The 14,593-nt window shown below is 62.6% G+C and carries 16 protein-coding genes and 1 pseudogene; 9 read left to right on the top strand and 8 right to left on the bottom strand.

Features of this window, described 5'->3' with window-relative positions:
* Nucleotides 1-15: 15 nt before the first annotated feature.
* Nucleotides 16-264 (bottom strand): hypothetical protein, encoded by a 249-nt coding sequence (locus AC1RRW_RS10205; RefSeq protein WP_492900619.1) that lies wholly within the window; start codon nucleotides 262-264, stop codon nucleotides 16-18.
* Nucleotides 265-588: 324 nt separating this feature from the next.
* On the opposite strand from AC1RRW_RS10205, the gene AC1RRW_RS10200 reads away from it, so the two are divergent.
* Nucleotides 589-1,191: a DedA family protein gene (locus AC1RRW_RS10200; RefSeq protein ID WP_492900618.1), complete on the top strand. Its 603-nt coding sequence runs from the start codon at nucleotides 589-591 to the stop codon at nucleotides 1,189-1,191.
* A gap of 149 nt (nucleotides 1,192-1,340) precedes the next feature.
* Here AC1RRW_RS10200 and AC1RRW_RS10195 read toward each other — a convergent pair whose 3' ends face one another.
* The 5 genes and pseudogenes from AC1RRW_RS10195 to AC1RRW_RS10175 form a co-directional block, all read right to left on the bottom strand.
* Complete coding sequence (locus tag AC1RRW_RS10195; protein WP_492900617.1) at nucleotides 1,341-1,625, bottom strand: hypothetical protein; 285 nt, start codon at nucleotides 1,623-1,625, stop codon at nucleotides 1,341-1,343.
* A 22-nt stretch (nucleotides 1,626-1,647) separates the two neighbouring features.
* The gene (locus AC1RRW_RS10190) at nucleotides 1,648-2,001 is read right to left on the bottom strand and encodes a hypothetical protein (protein ID WP_492900615.1); all 354 of its coding nucleotides are present in this window, start codon (nucleotides 1,999-2,001) and stop codon (nucleotides 1,648-1,650) included.
* Nucleotides 2,002-2,095: 94 nt separating this feature from the next.
* A pseudogene (locus AC1RRW_RS10185) lies at nucleotides 2,096-2,491 on the bottom strand (IS66 family transposase); the annotation flags it as partial.
* A gap of 207 nt (nucleotides 2,492-2,698) precedes the next feature.
* Nucleotides 2,699-3,631 (bottom strand): dihydrodipicolinate synthase family protein, encoded by a 933-nt coding sequence (locus tag AC1RRW_RS10180; protein ID WP_492900614.1) that lies wholly within the window; start codon nucleotides 3,629-3,631, stop codon nucleotides 2,699-2,701.
* A gap of 103 nt (nucleotides 3,632-3,734) precedes the next feature.
* On the bottom strand, nucleotides 3,735-4,460 hold the full coding sequence (locus AC1RRW_RS10175) for a GntR family transcriptional regulator (RefSeq protein WP_492900613.1): 726 nt from the start codon (nucleotides 4,458-4,460) through the stop codon (nucleotides 3,735-3,737).
* Nucleotides 4,461-4,885: 425 nt separating this feature from the next.
* Between AC1RRW_RS10175 and AC1RRW_RS10170 the strand changes: the two genes are divergently transcribed.
* From AC1RRW_RS10170 to AC1RRW_RS10135, 8 genes are all read left to right on the top strand, one after another.
* Entirely contained in the window at nucleotides 4,886-6,403 is a 1,518-nt protein-coding gene (locus AC1RRW_RS10170; RefSeq protein WP_492900612.1) for an ABC transporter substrate-binding protein, read from the top strand.
* Between the two features lie 6 nt (nucleotides 6,404-6,409).
* Nucleotides 6,410-7,459: a dipeptidase gene (locus AC1RRW_RS10165; protein WP_492900611.1), complete on the top strand. Its 1,050-nt coding sequence runs from the start codon at nucleotides 6,410-6,412 to the stop codon at nucleotides 7,457-7,459.
* Between the two features lie 64 nt (nucleotides 7,460-7,523).
* Nucleotides 7,524-8,456, top strand: coding sequence for an ABC transporter permease (locus tag AC1RRW_RS10160; RefSeq protein WP_492900610.1), 933 nt, complete (start codon nucleotides 7,524-7,526; stop codon nucleotides 8,454-8,456).
* A complete protein-coding gene (locus AC1RRW_RS10155) occupies nucleotides 8,440-9,324 on the top strand; it encodes an ABC transporter permease (RefSeq protein ID WP_492900609.1) in 885 nt (294 codons plus the stop codon). The genes AC1RRW_RS10160 and AC1RRW_RS10155 overlap by 17 nt, the downstream gene beginning before the upstream one ends.
* The gene (locus AC1RRW_RS10150) at nucleotides 9,321-10,307 is read left to right on the top strand and encodes an ABC transporter ATP-binding protein (protein ID WP_492900608.1); all 987 of its coding nucleotides are present in this window, start codon (nucleotides 9,321-9,323) and stop codon (nucleotides 10,305-10,307) included. The genes AC1RRW_RS10155 and AC1RRW_RS10150 overlap by 4 nt, the downstream gene beginning before the upstream one ends.
* Entirely contained in the window at nucleotides 10,300-11,136 is an 837-nt protein-coding gene (locus AC1RRW_RS10145; protein WP_492900607.1) for an ATP-binding cassette domain-containing protein, read from the top strand. The genes AC1RRW_RS10150 and AC1RRW_RS10145 overlap by 8 nt, the downstream gene beginning before the upstream one ends.
* A gap of 34 nt (nucleotides 11,137-11,170) precedes the next feature.
* Nucleotides 11,171-11,878 (top strand): GntR family transcriptional regulator, encoded by a 708-nt coding sequence (locus AC1RRW_RS10140; RefSeq protein ID WP_492900606.1) that lies wholly within the window; start codon nucleotides 11,171-11,173, stop codon nucleotides 11,876-11,878.
* Between the two features lie 40 nt (nucleotides 11,879-11,918).
* Nucleotides 11,919-12,977 carry a dipeptidase gene (locus tag AC1RRW_RS10135; RefSeq protein WP_492900605.1) on the top strand — a complete coding sequence of 353 codons (1,059 nt, stop codon included), beginning with the start codon at nucleotides 11,919-11,921 and terminating at the stop codon, nucleotides 12,975-12,977.
* Here the strand turns inward: AC1RRW_RS10135 and AC1RRW_RS10130 are convergent.
* Both AC1RRW_RS10130 and AC1RRW_RS10125 read right to left on the bottom strand, forming a co-directional pair.
* Nucleotides 12,974-13,237, bottom strand: coding sequence for a transposase (locus AC1RRW_RS10130; protein ID WP_492900604.1), 264 nt, complete (start codon nucleotides 13,235-13,237; stop codon nucleotides 12,974-12,976). The genes AC1RRW_RS10135 and AC1RRW_RS10130 overlap by 4 nt on opposite strands.
* A 330-nt stretch (nucleotides 13,238-13,567) precedes the next feature.
* Entirely contained in the window at nucleotides 13,568-14,473 is a 906-nt protein-coding gene (locus tag AC1RRW_RS10125) for a LysR substrate-binding domain-containing protein (protein ID WP_492900603.1), read from the bottom strand.
* Between the last annotated feature and the right edge of the window lie 120 nt (nucleotides 14,474-14,593).

Here is a 14,593-nt window from a genome sequence, read left to right as displayed (position 1 = left end):
CTCGAACGGCCACCATCAACACGATGTCCCCACTGCCGCCGACGACTCAACTCTAAAAATCTGCCAAAGTAGTGCTAGATTGAAACCGGACCACTCGATCGGGGCAGGCCAGTGAACGCCGCAGCGGCTATTTGAAAAAGCGTGAGAAGAGGCGGCGAAGGCTGAACCGCCCATGATCTCCGCTCCCATGCTCAGACCGGCTCGAACCATGAAGGCTTCCAAGCCCGTGCCCGCGAGATTTGTTGTCGCGGTAATCATCGCCATGACCGCGGCTCATCGCGTCGCGACCGTCATGACCGCCGTTGCCACCGCCATGACGGCCATGGCTGCCATGGCTGCCATGTCCAGCCTTGCCAAATTTCTTGTGGCTCATCGGATTACGCCTTTTTTCAGAGGAGCGGACTGTAGAACCGCTCGAGCCTGGACCTATCGTTGGAAATTTGGGCGATATCTGGACGGAGCCTCTTGGCAGGAGCCAGTCGGATTGACGACGGCTGCCCAGCGATAATTACCTCGTTGCAGCATCGCCCCCGTCGAACCTACATGACCGATGAAGGCGACGATGTCGATCGCCGAAGAGGATCTTGCATGTTCGAGTGGATCGTGGCCGTTTTGGAGAGGTTGGGAGCGTTCGGCGTATTCCTGCTGATGCTGCTGGAGAATGTCTTCCCGCCGATCCCTTCCGAAGTCATCCTACCACTGGCCGGCTACGCTGGGGCGAAGAGCGGCAACTCGCTGGCCGTGGTGATCATCGCCGGAACGCTCGGCTCGGTCGCGGGCGCCCTGATCTGGTATTATGTCGGGTATTGGATCGGGATCGAACGCTTGAAGCGCTTTGCCGAACGGCACGGGCGCTGGCTGACGCTTTCGGTGAAGGAGGTCGAACATGTCGACCGCTGGTTCCATCATTACGGCCGCTGGGCTGTGCTGTTCGGTCGGATGGTTCCTGGCGTGCGGACGCTTATTTCGGTCCCGGCCGGCGTGACGAGGATGCCGCTCTTCCCCTTCTTGCTGTGGACGCTGATCGGGTCGGCGGTCTGGACCGCCCTGTTGGTCTTGGCGGGCTATGAACTTGGCGAGAGGTATGGCCAGGTCGGGCAGGCCGTCGAGTTCGGCAGCAACTTCGTACTCGGTGGAGCAATACTTTGGTATCTCTGGCGCGTCGGGACATTCGGCCGCAAGCGCGCCTGAGAGTTGATCCTCCGCAATTCGGCCGGCCGTCATTTCAACCTGAATGCGGGTTATACAGACTGAAGTCGACGCCTATCTTTTAAGCATCGATTCTTTGAAAACCACAGCGCGCATTTCGGTCCGGCGCTTTTCCGGCTCGACCTATGAGGTCAGCCATGTCGATCGCGACCGTGGCGGTGACGTAGCCGCGCCAGGAGCCCGACGCGGCGAGAGAGCGGCTCGATCATCTCTTGCGGCCCCTCGGGATCGAGCAGCTTCGTGTCAGCCAGCCATTTCTGGATCGGAGCGAGGGCTGGAAGCTCGTAACTTCCGAGTGAGCGGCCCGACGTCCGGAGCGCCTCGATCGTCGCGATCATCGAGCCCGTTTTCGCCAGCTTTGCCTCGACTGTATCGCAGTCGGCTCCGAGATGCTGTAAGCCTCCGGTGAAGGCCATGTCGCTGTCAGGATGCCTGGCGTCAGGGACTATCGGCGAACGCGGTCTTGATAACGGCGTGGGCCGGATGGTCTGCCTCGAACCAGACGGCGGCAATGTGCGCCACGAAGCGATCAGGGTCGAGCGGAAGCCCTGCGGCGTTGATCACAGCAGCCTGCGTTTCCAAAAGGCTGGCGAGCGCCTCACGATGGTGGACGTAGAGTGCGCCGCTCTTGATGCAGCATTCCTGCGGACTGAACTGCACGGTCGTGAGACCGCGGGCGGTTGCTGCGGCGGCGACCGTTTCGGGTGAGAGCTGGACGAAGTCCTTGATCGTATAGAGCGGCAGGTAGCCGACGGGTTTGGACGGACCGACTTCGGTCAGGCTGCGCAACAAGAAGCGTCGCTCGTCCTCGCTTGGCACGGGTCGCTTCGCCGTCACGCGGCCGCCTTCATCTGGACGCGACGCCAGTTTCAGGGGAGCAACTCGCCGACACGGGCGCGGCGCCGGGCCCGCGTCGTGCCGAGGCGGCGATGTCGGCGAGCTCGAAGAAGCCTCGCCGGGCGTGCGCCCAACACAATGCCGCGGTGACCGCTCCTGGCTTGCGCGCTGGATCGTAGAGGCCGTTGTAGCCGCCATAGGCGTCGGCCTGGAGAATGCCACGCCAGCCTGCCAGATGTGCGTCAGGATGCTCCTGCCGCCTGTCGCGCGAGGCAAAGTAGAGCGCTGCCGGCGGATCGGCGCAGCCGAAGGGCCGATCGTCGCGCACAGAGGTCCAGATCCGGCCGGTGCCGGTCTTGCCCTTGGCCTGGATCGGAACCGTCGTGTCATCGGCATGCAGGCGCTCGGCGGCCAAAACGTGGTGGGCGATCAAGGCATGCAGCGGCGCCGGACATACGTCTCATCATCCACGCCGAACTCTCCAGCACCAGTGCCGGCACTGCTGCCGGATCAGAAGCTCGAGAGGCTGGAGGCCGCGATCCTCGTCCGCAAGGCGGCCTCCGGCGTAGGCTTACCGGGCTCGCAGCCATCACCTGAACGAAACGGGCGCGCTCCGTGGAGAACGCGCCCGTCTCCTCATAGCCTTCGGATCTCAATGGTTCCAACCGGCGTACCACACCTTGAACTGGCGCAACTGCTGCTCGGCGTGGGCGCGCTGACTTGGCGACAGCTCGTCGGTTTCGTTGAAATGCAACGCGTATTCCTGGCTACCCTCCAGCACCAGCATATACTTGTAGTACAGCACGAGATCGGAGCCCTCGTCGTAGCTCGACAGGACTTCCAGCGCCTCGCCGAGCTCCTGCGCTCGCGCGCGAGCGGTAACGTCCCCGGCGGCGGCCTGCTTCGCCAGCGAGACGAAGTGCAGCACCTCCTTCGGCAGGATGTTGCCGATGCCGGTGATCGCGCCGACCGCGCCGCATTTCACATAGCCATGAAAGACGCAGGTATCGACGCCCACCATCAGCACCACGTTCTCGTCATGGCTCGTGATGTTTTCCGCCGCGTAGGTCATGGCCGCAGCGCCGCCGAATTCCTTGAACCCGACCAGATTGGGGTGCGCCTTGCGCAATTCGAAGAACAGGTCGGCCCTGGTCTCGAAGCCGTAATAAGGACTGTTGTAGATCACCGCCGGCAACTTCGGCGCCGCAGCCAGGATCGCCTTAAAATGATGGCGCTGCGCGGTGGCGGAACTGCCGCGAGAGAGAACCCGCGGGATCACCATCAGCCCCGCGGCACCGATCTTCGCCGCATGGTCGGCCAGTGCGACAGCCGAGGCCGTGTTGATCGCCCCGGTTCCCACGATCACCGGAACACCCGCCTCCGTCAGACGCTGCGCGCCCTCCATGCGCTGCGCATCTGTCAGCAGCGGCCAGTCACCCATCGAACCGCAATAAACGACGGCCGTCATTCCGGCCTGCATCAACTCCCTGCCCTTGCGCACGAGCGCGTCGAAGTCGGGACTGCGATCGGCCTTGCAGGGGGTCATCAAGGCGGGAACCACACCTGCGAAGATTTCGGGAGTCATCGGCTCGTCTCTGGTGAATTTCGGGGGTGTTAAAGATCGCGCAGCCGATCGAACCGGCAGCTCAATTTCACCGTATGCAATTTGTCGACAGAAAGCTAGTGGGTCATAGAGGGACGTCCTGACGATTGTCTCCGGCGAACAGCCGCTGGATCTGGCGTACGATCTGGTCTGCATGAGCACGCGCCAGACTGTCGGCAAGGGGGATGTCGCCCGCGGCGATGGCCTGGACCATCTCCTCGTGCTCGTCGACATATTGCTCGGGCAAGCGGTCGTTGAACGAACGATAATAGAGCCGCAGGATACGGCGCCCGTCGTCGAGCAGCCGCGTGAACAGGCCATAATAATACGAGTTGCGGCCCGCCTCGGCGATTGCCACATGGAACTGACGGTTCGTCGAAATCATCGAGAGCGCGTCCTGCGTGACTACCGCCTTCGCAAAAGCAGCCTGGTGGATCCGGATCTCGACGAGGTCCTCCGGACGATGATGCTGGGCGGCCAGCCGAGTCGTGACCCGGTACATCAACGTCAGCGCATCGAAAAATGCGTTGAGGTTCAGCACGTCGATATTGGAAACGATGGTCGAGCGATTGGGCAGCGTCTCGACCAGGCCGTCGCTAGCGAGCCGAACCAACGCTTCGCGTATAGGCGTCCGCGACATGCCGAAACGCTCGGCCAATTGCACTTCATCGACCGGGCTGCCCGGCGGCAGGTCGAGCGAAAGGATCTCGTCTCGCAGCATGTCGTAGACCAACTTCACGCCCGAACCGCGCCTGCGCTCGGGCTGCTGGTCGGCGGCAACGATATCGGCGGGATTGGGGCCTTTCGGCATGGAACGCTTCCATCGTTTGAGGTCGGCTGCTGAGCTTGCCCTGACGGTCGGCCCTGTCTCGCACGGGTTTATCGGCCTCGTTGGCTGGTTTCAATGAAGCTGGCTAACTCAGGGGATCCCAGCGTCTCCGAGAAGCCGGCGATCGCGGTACGCGGGTCTGGCAGACAGCGCGATAAAAGAGTTGCATTGTATTTTTTTTGCATGCAACACTGACGCCGAGCGACGGAAAAGGCCGCGTCGCTCCTGCCAAAGTCGAACTAAGAGACGACGATCGCGGATAATTTATACAAACGATTTGATATCGTTGACGCTGAGTCGAAGCATGTGTCGAAGGCGGCAGATGCCGAATGGTCCAGCGCCTTGCACTCCTGGCGCAGACCAGATGCGGGACAAATTCGTCCAAACGGACGTGAGAGGGGACATCGATGAAGAAACTGCTGTTTTCCGCGAGCATTGCGGCGCTTTTCGCATTCGCGCCACAGGCCGCTTTCGCCGGCAAGGCTGACGACACCTTTAACGTGGCATTCGCGGTTGAGCCGACCACGATGGACACCTACAAGGAGACGACGCGCGAAGGCAACATTCTCGCTCGACTCCTTTTCGACGGCCTGATCGAGAAAGATACCGCCACCGGAGAATTCAAGCCGTCGCTGGCATCGTCCTTCAAGGTGACGGACGATACCACGCTCGATTTCGTGCTGCGCACCGACGTCAAGTTCCATGACGGCAGCACGATGACGGCCGACGATGTCGTCTACACCTTCAACCTCGTCTCATCGAAAGAATACGGCGCGCGCTATCAGATCGCCGTCGACTGGATCGAGAAAGCAGAGAAGACCGGGGAGAACTCGGTTCGCATCAAGATGAAGCGGCCCTACCCGCTCGCACTCGAGATGCTGGCCGGAAACCTTCCGGTCTATCCAAAGGCCTATTACGAGAAGGTCGGCCCGGCCGGCATGGCGACGAAGCCCGTCGGCACCGGCCCCTATCGCCTCGTCGACGTCACGCCGGGCTCCCGCTATGTCTTCGAACGCTTTGCCGACTACTATAGCGGCAGCCCGAAGGGGCAGCCGGCAATCAAGCGCATCGTGGCGCGCGTCCTGCCGGAAACCAACACTCAGTACGCCGAACTGATGAACGGCAGCCTCGACTGGGCCTGGAAGGTCTCGCCAGACGATGCGCGTCGCCTTTCGAGCCGGCCGAACCTGCAGGTGCAGAGCACCGAAATCCTGCGGTACTCGTTCATCAACATCAATCCGAACTTCCAGGACAAGAAGAGCCCCTTCGCCGACGTCCGGGTCCGGCGTGCGCTGAACTACGCTATCAACAAGAAGGCCATCATCAAGGCCTTCGTGGGCGGCTCTGCCCAGCCGGCCTACGCCCCGTGCTCGCACCTGCAGTTCGGCTGCACCAATGACGTCGAGCGCTACGAATTCGACGTCGCGAAGGCCAAGGCCTTGCTCGCGAATGCCGGCTATCCCAACGGTTTCGCCACGGAGATCACGGTCGCCTCGACGCCCAAGGAGCAGGCCGAGGTCATCGCGGCGAACCTGGCTGCCGTCGGCATCAAGGCGACGCTGAACTTCCAGCAATACGCGCCGGCGCTGACGGCCTGGCGGGAGAACCGGATTCCGCTGCTCATGGGCAATTGGGGTTCGTACGGCGTTGCTGACGCAGGGTTGAGCGCCAGCGTCTACTTCTCCGGAACCTCCGATAGCGTCGTCAATGACGAGAAGGTGATGAACCTGCTCTCTGTCGCCGACAGCTCCATGGACCGAGAGGTCAGAAAGAAGAACTACGTCGAGGCGCTGAAGATCATCGCCGATCAAGCCTACATGCTTCCCTTGTGGACGTTCAACGTCAACACTGTTTCCAGCGCAAGCCTCGATTTCAAGTTCGACGCCGATGAATATGCCCGTTTCTACAACGCGAAGTGGAAGTAATCTGCGATGAACCAGACTGCAGATTACGCCTACAAGGTCCCGCGCATCGTCTTTGACGAGGTGCGGGCCAAGGTCAGTGATCAAGCCAGGGCGCTCCACGCCGACGCGCTGGTATGGGACATGACCCTGCCCTACGGACCGGGCTGGATGTCGGACGAGCTGATCTTTCGATATCGCAGGGGCGGGTGCGACCTCGTCTCGCTCACCGTCAACGATTTTCCGGGCTCGATCCAGGGTACGACACGGAACGTCGGCGCGGTCCGTGCGCAAGTCCGCCGCCTCAGCTCCGATTTCGTTCTGGCGAAATCGGTCGAGGACATCCTGGCCGCAAAGGCAGCCGGCAAGACGGCGCTGATCTTTAATCTGCAGGAGACCAACCAGCTCGAGCGAAACCTCGACATGATCGAGGTCTATTACGAGCTCGGCGTGCGGCACATGCTGCTGGCGTACAACATGAAGAACTTCGTCGGCGACGGCTGCGCCGAGGAAACCAATGCGGGGCTCAGCCGCTTCGGCGTGACCGTCGTTCAGGAGATGAACAGGGTCGGCATGCTGGTCGACGGAACGCATTGCGGCTATCGTACGTCGATGGAGGCGATCGAGGTCTGCGAGGGGCCCTTCATCTTCTCGCACTGCGTTTCACATGCCCTCTATCCGCATTACCGCAACATCCGCGACGACCAGATCAAGGCGTGCGCGGCGACCGGCGGCGTCATCGGCGTCAATGGCTGCGGCTTCTTCCTGGGCGACATGGCGGGCAGCGTCGATGCCATGTTCCGCCATCTCGACCACATCGTCTCGCTCGCGGGCCCCGAGCATGTCGGTATCGCGCTCGACTATCTGGCCGATCCGAAGCCTTTTTTCGAAAGCCAGGACGCCAATCCGAGCATGTGGCCGCTGCTCGACGGCAAGCCGCATATGCGGGCGGACTATGTGCTGCCGGAGGAACTGCTGCTGCTGACTGACACCATGCTCCGCAACGGCTACAGCGAGGAGAACGTGCGCGGCATCCTCGGAATGAACTTCCTGCGCGTCGCAGGGCAAGTGTGGAAGTAACCTGACGCGGAACCGGGCGGACCACGCCCGGTTCCGCGAACAGGAACAAGCTCAGCAGGGATATATGCTCACATATTCTGCACAGCGCGCGCGCTCTGCCTTGCTGCTGATGCTGCTGATCTCGCTCGTCGCGTTCTTCCTGGTCTTCGCGTCCGGCGACCCCGCCGTGAAGATCGCGGGCGAGGCCGGTACGGCAGCCGATGCGGACAAAATCAGGCAGGCGCTCGGCTTCGACAGGCCGCTCTTCGTCCAGTACCTCTCCTGGCTCGGGCACATCCTGACCGGCGATCTCGGACAGAGCATCTATTTCAACCAGCCGGTCTCCGCGATCATCGCCGACCGCGTCGGCGCCACACTGACGCTCAGTCTCTCGGCAATGCTGCTGGCGGTGGCGCTCGCCCTGCCGCTGGGAATTGCGGCCGCGCGCTGGCAAGACGGGATTGTCGACAAGTTCGTTCTCGTTTTCGCGGCGATTGGCCAGGCCATGCCCACCTTCTGGTTCGCGCTGCTGATGATCATCGCCTTCAGCGTCAACTGGCAGATCCTTCCCACCTCGGGCTCGGAAACCTGGGCGCATTTCGTCATGCCGGCGCTGGCGCTCGCCTATTTTGCGATGCCGACCATGCTGCGGCTGACACGAGCCGGCATGATCGAGACGCTGGAGGCGGACTATATCAGGACCAGCCGTGCCATGGGCATCCCGCCTGGGCTGATCCTGTTCAAATACGCCCTGCGCAACGCGGTGGTTCCGGTCGTCGGCGTCGCGGCCGCACAGTTCGGCTCCATGCTGTCGGGCTCGATCGTGATCGAGAGCATCTTTGCGCTGAACGGTGTCGGCCGTCTGGCCTTCGAGTCGATCCAGCGCAGCGACCTGCCGACCGTGCAGGCGCTCGTGCTGTGCTTCTCCCTGGTCTACATCGTGCTCACCTTTCTCGCCGACCTGCTGAACGCCTGGATCGATCCCCGCATGAGGAGCATCTATGGCAACTCTGCTTGACGCTGCCGTGCGGCCGACGCGCCGGTTGGCCCTGAAACTGGATTTCGGCAAGGCGGGTCTTTACGCGAGCGGCCTCGTCATCCTGCTGATCGTTCTGGCGGCACTGTTCGCCCCGCTCCTGGCCCCTTACGATCCCTATTCGCAGGACCTGCTCAAGCGGACCGTTCCGCCCTTCTGGATGGAAGGAACCGACCCGGCCCATCTTCTGGGCACCGACCATCTCGGCAGGGACTATCTCTCCAGGCTGATCTATGGCGCGCGGATCTCGCTGACAATCGGCTTCGTGACTGCGCTGGTCTCAGGCTTCATCGGGACCGCGCTCGGAGTCACCGCGGGCTATTTCGGCGGTCGCGTCGACACGGTGATCTCATTCCTGATCACGGCGCGCCTCGCCATTCCCGTCATCCTGGTGGCGCTCGCTGTCGTGGCAATGCTCGGCTCGTCCTTCCAGATCGTCATAACGGTGCTTGGGCTCCTGCTCTGGGATCGCTACGCGCTCGTCATGCGGGCGGCCACCCAGCAACTACGCGGCCGCGACTTCGTCATGGCGGCGCAGATCCAGGGAGCCAGCCATTGGCAGATCATCCGCCACGAGATCCTGCCGAACATCGTGCCGCCCCTGCTGGTCGTGATGACGATCGAGATCGCGCAGGCGATCATGCTGGAGGCCGCGCTGTCGTTCCTGGGGCTCGGCGTACCGGCTCCGCTGCCGTCATGGGGGCTGATGCTCCAGGAAGGCAAGGCTAATCTCCTCTTCGATCCCTGGCTCATCACGATCCCCGGGGCAGCTCTTTTTGCCCTCGTTCTGGCGATCAACGTCTTCGGCGACTCGCTGAAGAAGATTACCAACAAGCGGGGCCGGGTGTGAGCGCGCTTCTCGACGTCAAGAACCTTTCCGTCGCGTTACCGACCGCGAAAGGGCCGCTACATGCCGTGCAGCGCGTGAGCTTCGCGGTCAATCGCGGCGAGACGCTCTGCATCGTCGGCGAGTCCGGATGCGGCAAGTCCATGACCGCGCTCGCGATCATGGACCTGCTGCCGCACGGAGCCATTCGCAGCGCGGATGCACTAACGTTCGACGGCGAGGAGTTGTCCCGCCGCCGCGACGCCATCGCCGGCCTGCGCGGACGCCGCATCTCGATGATCTTCCAGGAGCCGATGACGTCGCTGAACCCGGTCTTCACGATCGGCGACCAGCTGATGACGGTGTTCCGCAAGAATGGCAAGGGCTCCAGGGCGCAGGCACGGGAGCGTGCGCTCTATCTTCTGGAGCGTGTGGGCATCACGCACGCGCGGCAGCGTCTCGACCAGTATCCACACGAGTTGTCCGGCGGCCTGCGCCAGCGCGTCATGATCGCGATGGCGCTGATGTGCGGGCCGGACCTGATCGTCGCCGACGAGCCGACTACGGCGCTCGATGTTACCGTCCAGGCCGAGCTCCTGCATCTGCTCATGGAGTTGCAGAAGGAGTTCGGTATGGGGCTTGTCCTGATCACACACGATCTCGGGATCGTCTCGCGCATCGCCGACCAAATCTGCGTCATGTATGCCGGCCAGGTCGTCGAGAGCGGGACGCCCGCCCAGATATTCGGCCATTCGCTGCACCCTTATACCAGCGGTCTGATGCGCTGCCTGCCGAGCAATGCGCGCGACGGCGATGAGCATCTCGCGACGATCCGGGGCACCGTGCCTTCGCTGGTCGGCGAACTGCAGGGCTGCCGCTTCCGCGACCGCTGCGACCTCGCCCGCCCAGCCTGCGAGGAGGACATCGCCCTGGCGGAGCACCCAGGCGGTCATTTCACGCGCTGCATCGTGACCTCGGGGGAGCCGAGCCTTGCCTCTCATGCCTGACACCGCATCCACGGGCTCGGTCTTCGAACTGCGTGACGTTCGGAAGATCTATCAGGTTCGCGACGGCGCCTGGCGACGGCGCCCGCTCCATGCCGTCGACGGCGTTAGCCTGACGGTCCAGCCCGGTGAGGTTCTGGGCATCGTCGGCGAGTCGGGATCGGGAAAGACCACGCTCGCCAGACTGATGTTGGGGCTGACGCGCCCAACCAGCGGCGAGGCGCTGCTGCACGGAAAAGCCATCGAGACAATCGACAGGCGGCAAGTCTCCCGGCAGGTCCAGTTCGTCTTTCAGGACCCGTATTCGTCATTGAATCCATCGCGCTCGATCGAGGACGCCGTGGCCCATCCGCTGCGGCTGCACGGCATCGGCAGCCGCCAGGAACAGCTTAGACGCGCGCATGAGCTGCTTGATCTCGTTGGGCTGCCGCGGCGAACGCACGGAGCCTTTCCCGGGCAGCTCTCGGGCGGCCAGCGGCAGCGCGTCGTCATTGCGCGCGCCCTGTCGCTTCGGCCCGAAGCGCTGATCTGCGACGAGCCGACCTCGGCGCTCGATGTCTCCGTGCAGGCGCAGATACTCAATCTTCTTCATGACCTGCGCAAGGAACTGAAGCTGACCTATGTCTTCATCAGCCATAACCTCGAAGTGATGCAGCATATCGCCCAGACCATCGCGGTGGTCTATCGTGGAAAGATCGTAGAGTACGGACCCAAGACAGCGATTTTCGAGAATGCGCAGGATGTCTACACGCGGCGGCTCCTCGCCTCGGCGATGACCGTGGTGCCCGGAGCGGGCATTCCCGAGCTCGAGACGCTGGCAGAGCCGCGCTGAGTCCGACAATGCAGCCAACGACCTGAGGCGGACAATGCAATATCAGGATCTCACGCCCACGCCACGCGGCACGGTGCGCAAGACGATCGAGCACCGGACGATTTCCTCCGCCGTCACGGACAGCTTGCGGCAACGGATCCTGGGCGGAGAATTCGAGTCCGGACTGCAACTGCGGCAGGATCACCTCGCTGCCGAATTCGGCGTCAGCCGCATCCCTGTTCGGGAGGCGCTCATGCAGCTCGAGGCGGAGGGGCTTGTGAAGCTCGCTCCTCACCGCGGCGCCACCGTTTCCTCGCCGACCCTCGACGAGATTCAGGAAGTCTTCGAACTGCGCGGCACGCTGGAACCGGCGCTGCTGATGGCCTCCGGGCCGCGGCTGACAGGTGACGATTTCACGGCGCTGGAAGCACTGCTCGATGAGTATTCAAGCAACATGGAAGCCAACAACGTCCAGATCTGGGGCGAGCTCAACACCAGCCTGCACATGCTGCTCTACTCGCGCGCGCGCAAGCCGCGATCGGAAGCGATCGTGCTCGGCCTGCTCAGGGAATCGGACCGGCACACCCGCATCCAGCTAACGATCCCCGGAGCGATATTGCGCGCACGCGGCGAGCACGCGGAATTGGTCTCTTTGTGCCGGAAAGGTCGGTTCGCGCAGGCACGCGACTTACTCGAAGACCACATCAAGCATTCCGGCTCTTCGCTGCGCGAATTCCTGCGTTCGCGCTCGGCGGCTCGGTGACCATCATTAGATCAGCGCTACCAGACGGAAATATCCAACCATGCCGACACAGCTCGACACCGCAACCGCCCTGCGCCCAGGCGACATCCTGCACCGTGAAGCGATCGTCATCGATGGCACCTGCCCACTGGCGCGCCGGCCGGAATTTCTCGACTGGTATGCGCAAGGCGGCGTGACGGCCGCCGTCGTTACGGTTGGCGGCGTCTGGACGCAGGTCAATGCCGGCGAGACAGTACGCGGGCTCGGCACGTGGCTGAACTACATTGCCGAACGGCCGCATCTGCGACTGATCCGGACCGCTGAAGACATCGACGCCGCCAAGCGTGAGGGCCAGCTCGGCGTCGTCTTTCACTTCCAAGGAACGGAACCCTTCGAGGCCAGCGTCGACTTGGTCGATGCCTATCATGCTATCGGCCTGCGCATGGTTCAGCTGACCTATAATCTGAAGAACCGCGTCGGCGATGGTTGCGAGGAGCGCACCGACGCCGGCCTAAGCCGCTTCGGCGTCGACTTGGTGCAGCGCCTTAACAAGCGCGGGATCGTCGTCGACTGCTCGCATACCGGCTACCGCACAAGTCTCGATGCGATGGAGGTCTCTAGCGCGCCAGTGGTCATCTCCCATGCCAATGCCAGGGCGGTCTATAACTGCCCGCGCAACATTCCGGACGACCTGATCAAGGCCTGCGCGGCGACAGGCGGTATCATAGGCATCGTCGGCTTTCCCGGCTTCGTCGACGCGACGATGCGGCCGACGCTCGACGCCTATATCGCGCATATCGACCATATCGCGAACCTCGTCGGCACGGACCATGTCGCGATCAGTACGGACTTCTACGAAGGCATGGAGCGGGTGACCTCCCCGGAGGAGGCGCGGCGTTATCATCAGCAATCGGTCGCGAGCGGCCGCTGGAGCGCTGCCGGCTATCCACCGCCGCCACACTATTTCCCTGAAGGCTATGGCGACCCGCGCGAGATGCCGAACCTGACGCAGCGGCTCCTGGAACGTGGCTACACGCCAGACGATGTACGCAAGATCATTGGCGGCAACTGGCAGAGAATCTTTAGGACCATCTGGGAAGGAGAGTCGGTCGCAAATTAATGAGACCTGTGCGCGGGCCGGGTTGCGGGCGCGTGCTTGGCCGTTAACCGGCCCGCTCGACGGCTGGCGTTGGCTGCCGAGCGGATCCGGTTTTCAAGCTCAGGCGGCTGCCATGATGATGATCGGGTGCGTTTCAGATTGTAAGCGGTGGCGGTGAGGTGAACCTGAGTGGTGGCTTTGGCGAGGCCCCGCCATCGCATCCGGCGCAGTCCGTAGGATCGCTTCCAGGTCCCGAAGATCTTCTCGATCTTGGCACGCACGCGATGGATCGGCTGGTTCCAGGCCGCGAGCCGATCACGAAGCCAAGCTGCTCCTGGCCGATCGAACGATGCGCCATCCTCTCTCCATCCCGGAAAGCCCAATGGAATCAGATATCAACAGCGCCGTCTACGACGACCCGCGCACAGGTCTCCTAGTCAGGCCGAATCGTAAGTCACAGAGATTAGGCTGGCAAACTGGTCATGGGCCGTTCTTCCTGGGTCCGGCAACGGTCATTCGCCCGCACGACACCCGCTGACCTGCCGCCCATCCTCATCCCGCAGCAGCAGAGGGGCCCTGGTCTTCGGTCGGCGGAAGACCACTTCCGCGGGTTACACAAACTGGGCGCGGATCCAGTCCGCGAATAGGAGGTTGGCTACGTTCTGACGGTCTCGCTGTGCAACAAGGAAAAAACCCTTCTGTGAGGGAACGGTGACGTCAACAGCCTTGACCAACAGACCTTGGGCGATCAAGTCATCCGAGAGCAAGGACCAGCCGAGCGCTATGCCCTGCCCCTCGCAAGCGGCCTGCATGACCAAGTGATGGCTGTTAAAGCGAATGCCGGGCTGTAGGCTGCCGGCGCCGATGCCCAGCGCGGCGAACCATTGCTGCCAGCCGAATCGGCCATGGCGAGCATCCTCATTCGAAAGGAGCACATCCTTCAGTAGTTCCTCCGGCCTCACTAGGTCCGGTCGGCTCCTCTTATAGGCCGGGCTGCAAACCGGAAACACATCGCTTCGCCTGAGCAAGGTCGCGTCGAAACCGGACCAGGTACCATCGCCATAGGCGAGCCCGATCTCGACCTGATCGGCGATTTTCTCGAACCCGTCGTCAGTCGCCACAATGTCGACGGCGATATCGGGGAAGCTGTTCCGGAACTGCGGCAGTCGGCGCAAAAGCCAGAAAGTGCCAATCGAGAAAGTGACGCCAACGCTGATTGTCGCCGGGCGACTCGCGGCACGGATTTCGCTTGCGGTATCCGCGATCTGGTCGAAGGCGCTCACGACCGAGCGGAGCAGACGACGGGCCTCCGGTGTCAGCGCGAGGCCGCGGTGATGACGCTCGAACAGGTTGACGCCGAGCTCGACTTCGAGGGCGCGGACCTGCTGACTGACCGCGGCCTGCGTCACGCCTAGCTCGGTGGCTGACTTAGTGAAGCTGAGATGCCGCGCAGCAGATTCGAACATGCGCAGGCGCGACATTCGCGGCAGCCTGCCCACATAACTGTCGGAATTCATATCGTGTCCCCAAAGGATGTGGAGGCGTGCCCCGGTGGCAACAACCGTTCCAAAGGCTGGCGGACCAAGCTGCGATTTGGCAAATGGCCCTTGGAAATCTTTCGTTGAATCGCCGCTCTC

The organism is Allobosea sp. GW821-FHT12C12 (genome assembly GCF_058807355.1).
This window is presented reverse-complemented; position numbering and strand designations above follow the sequence as displayed.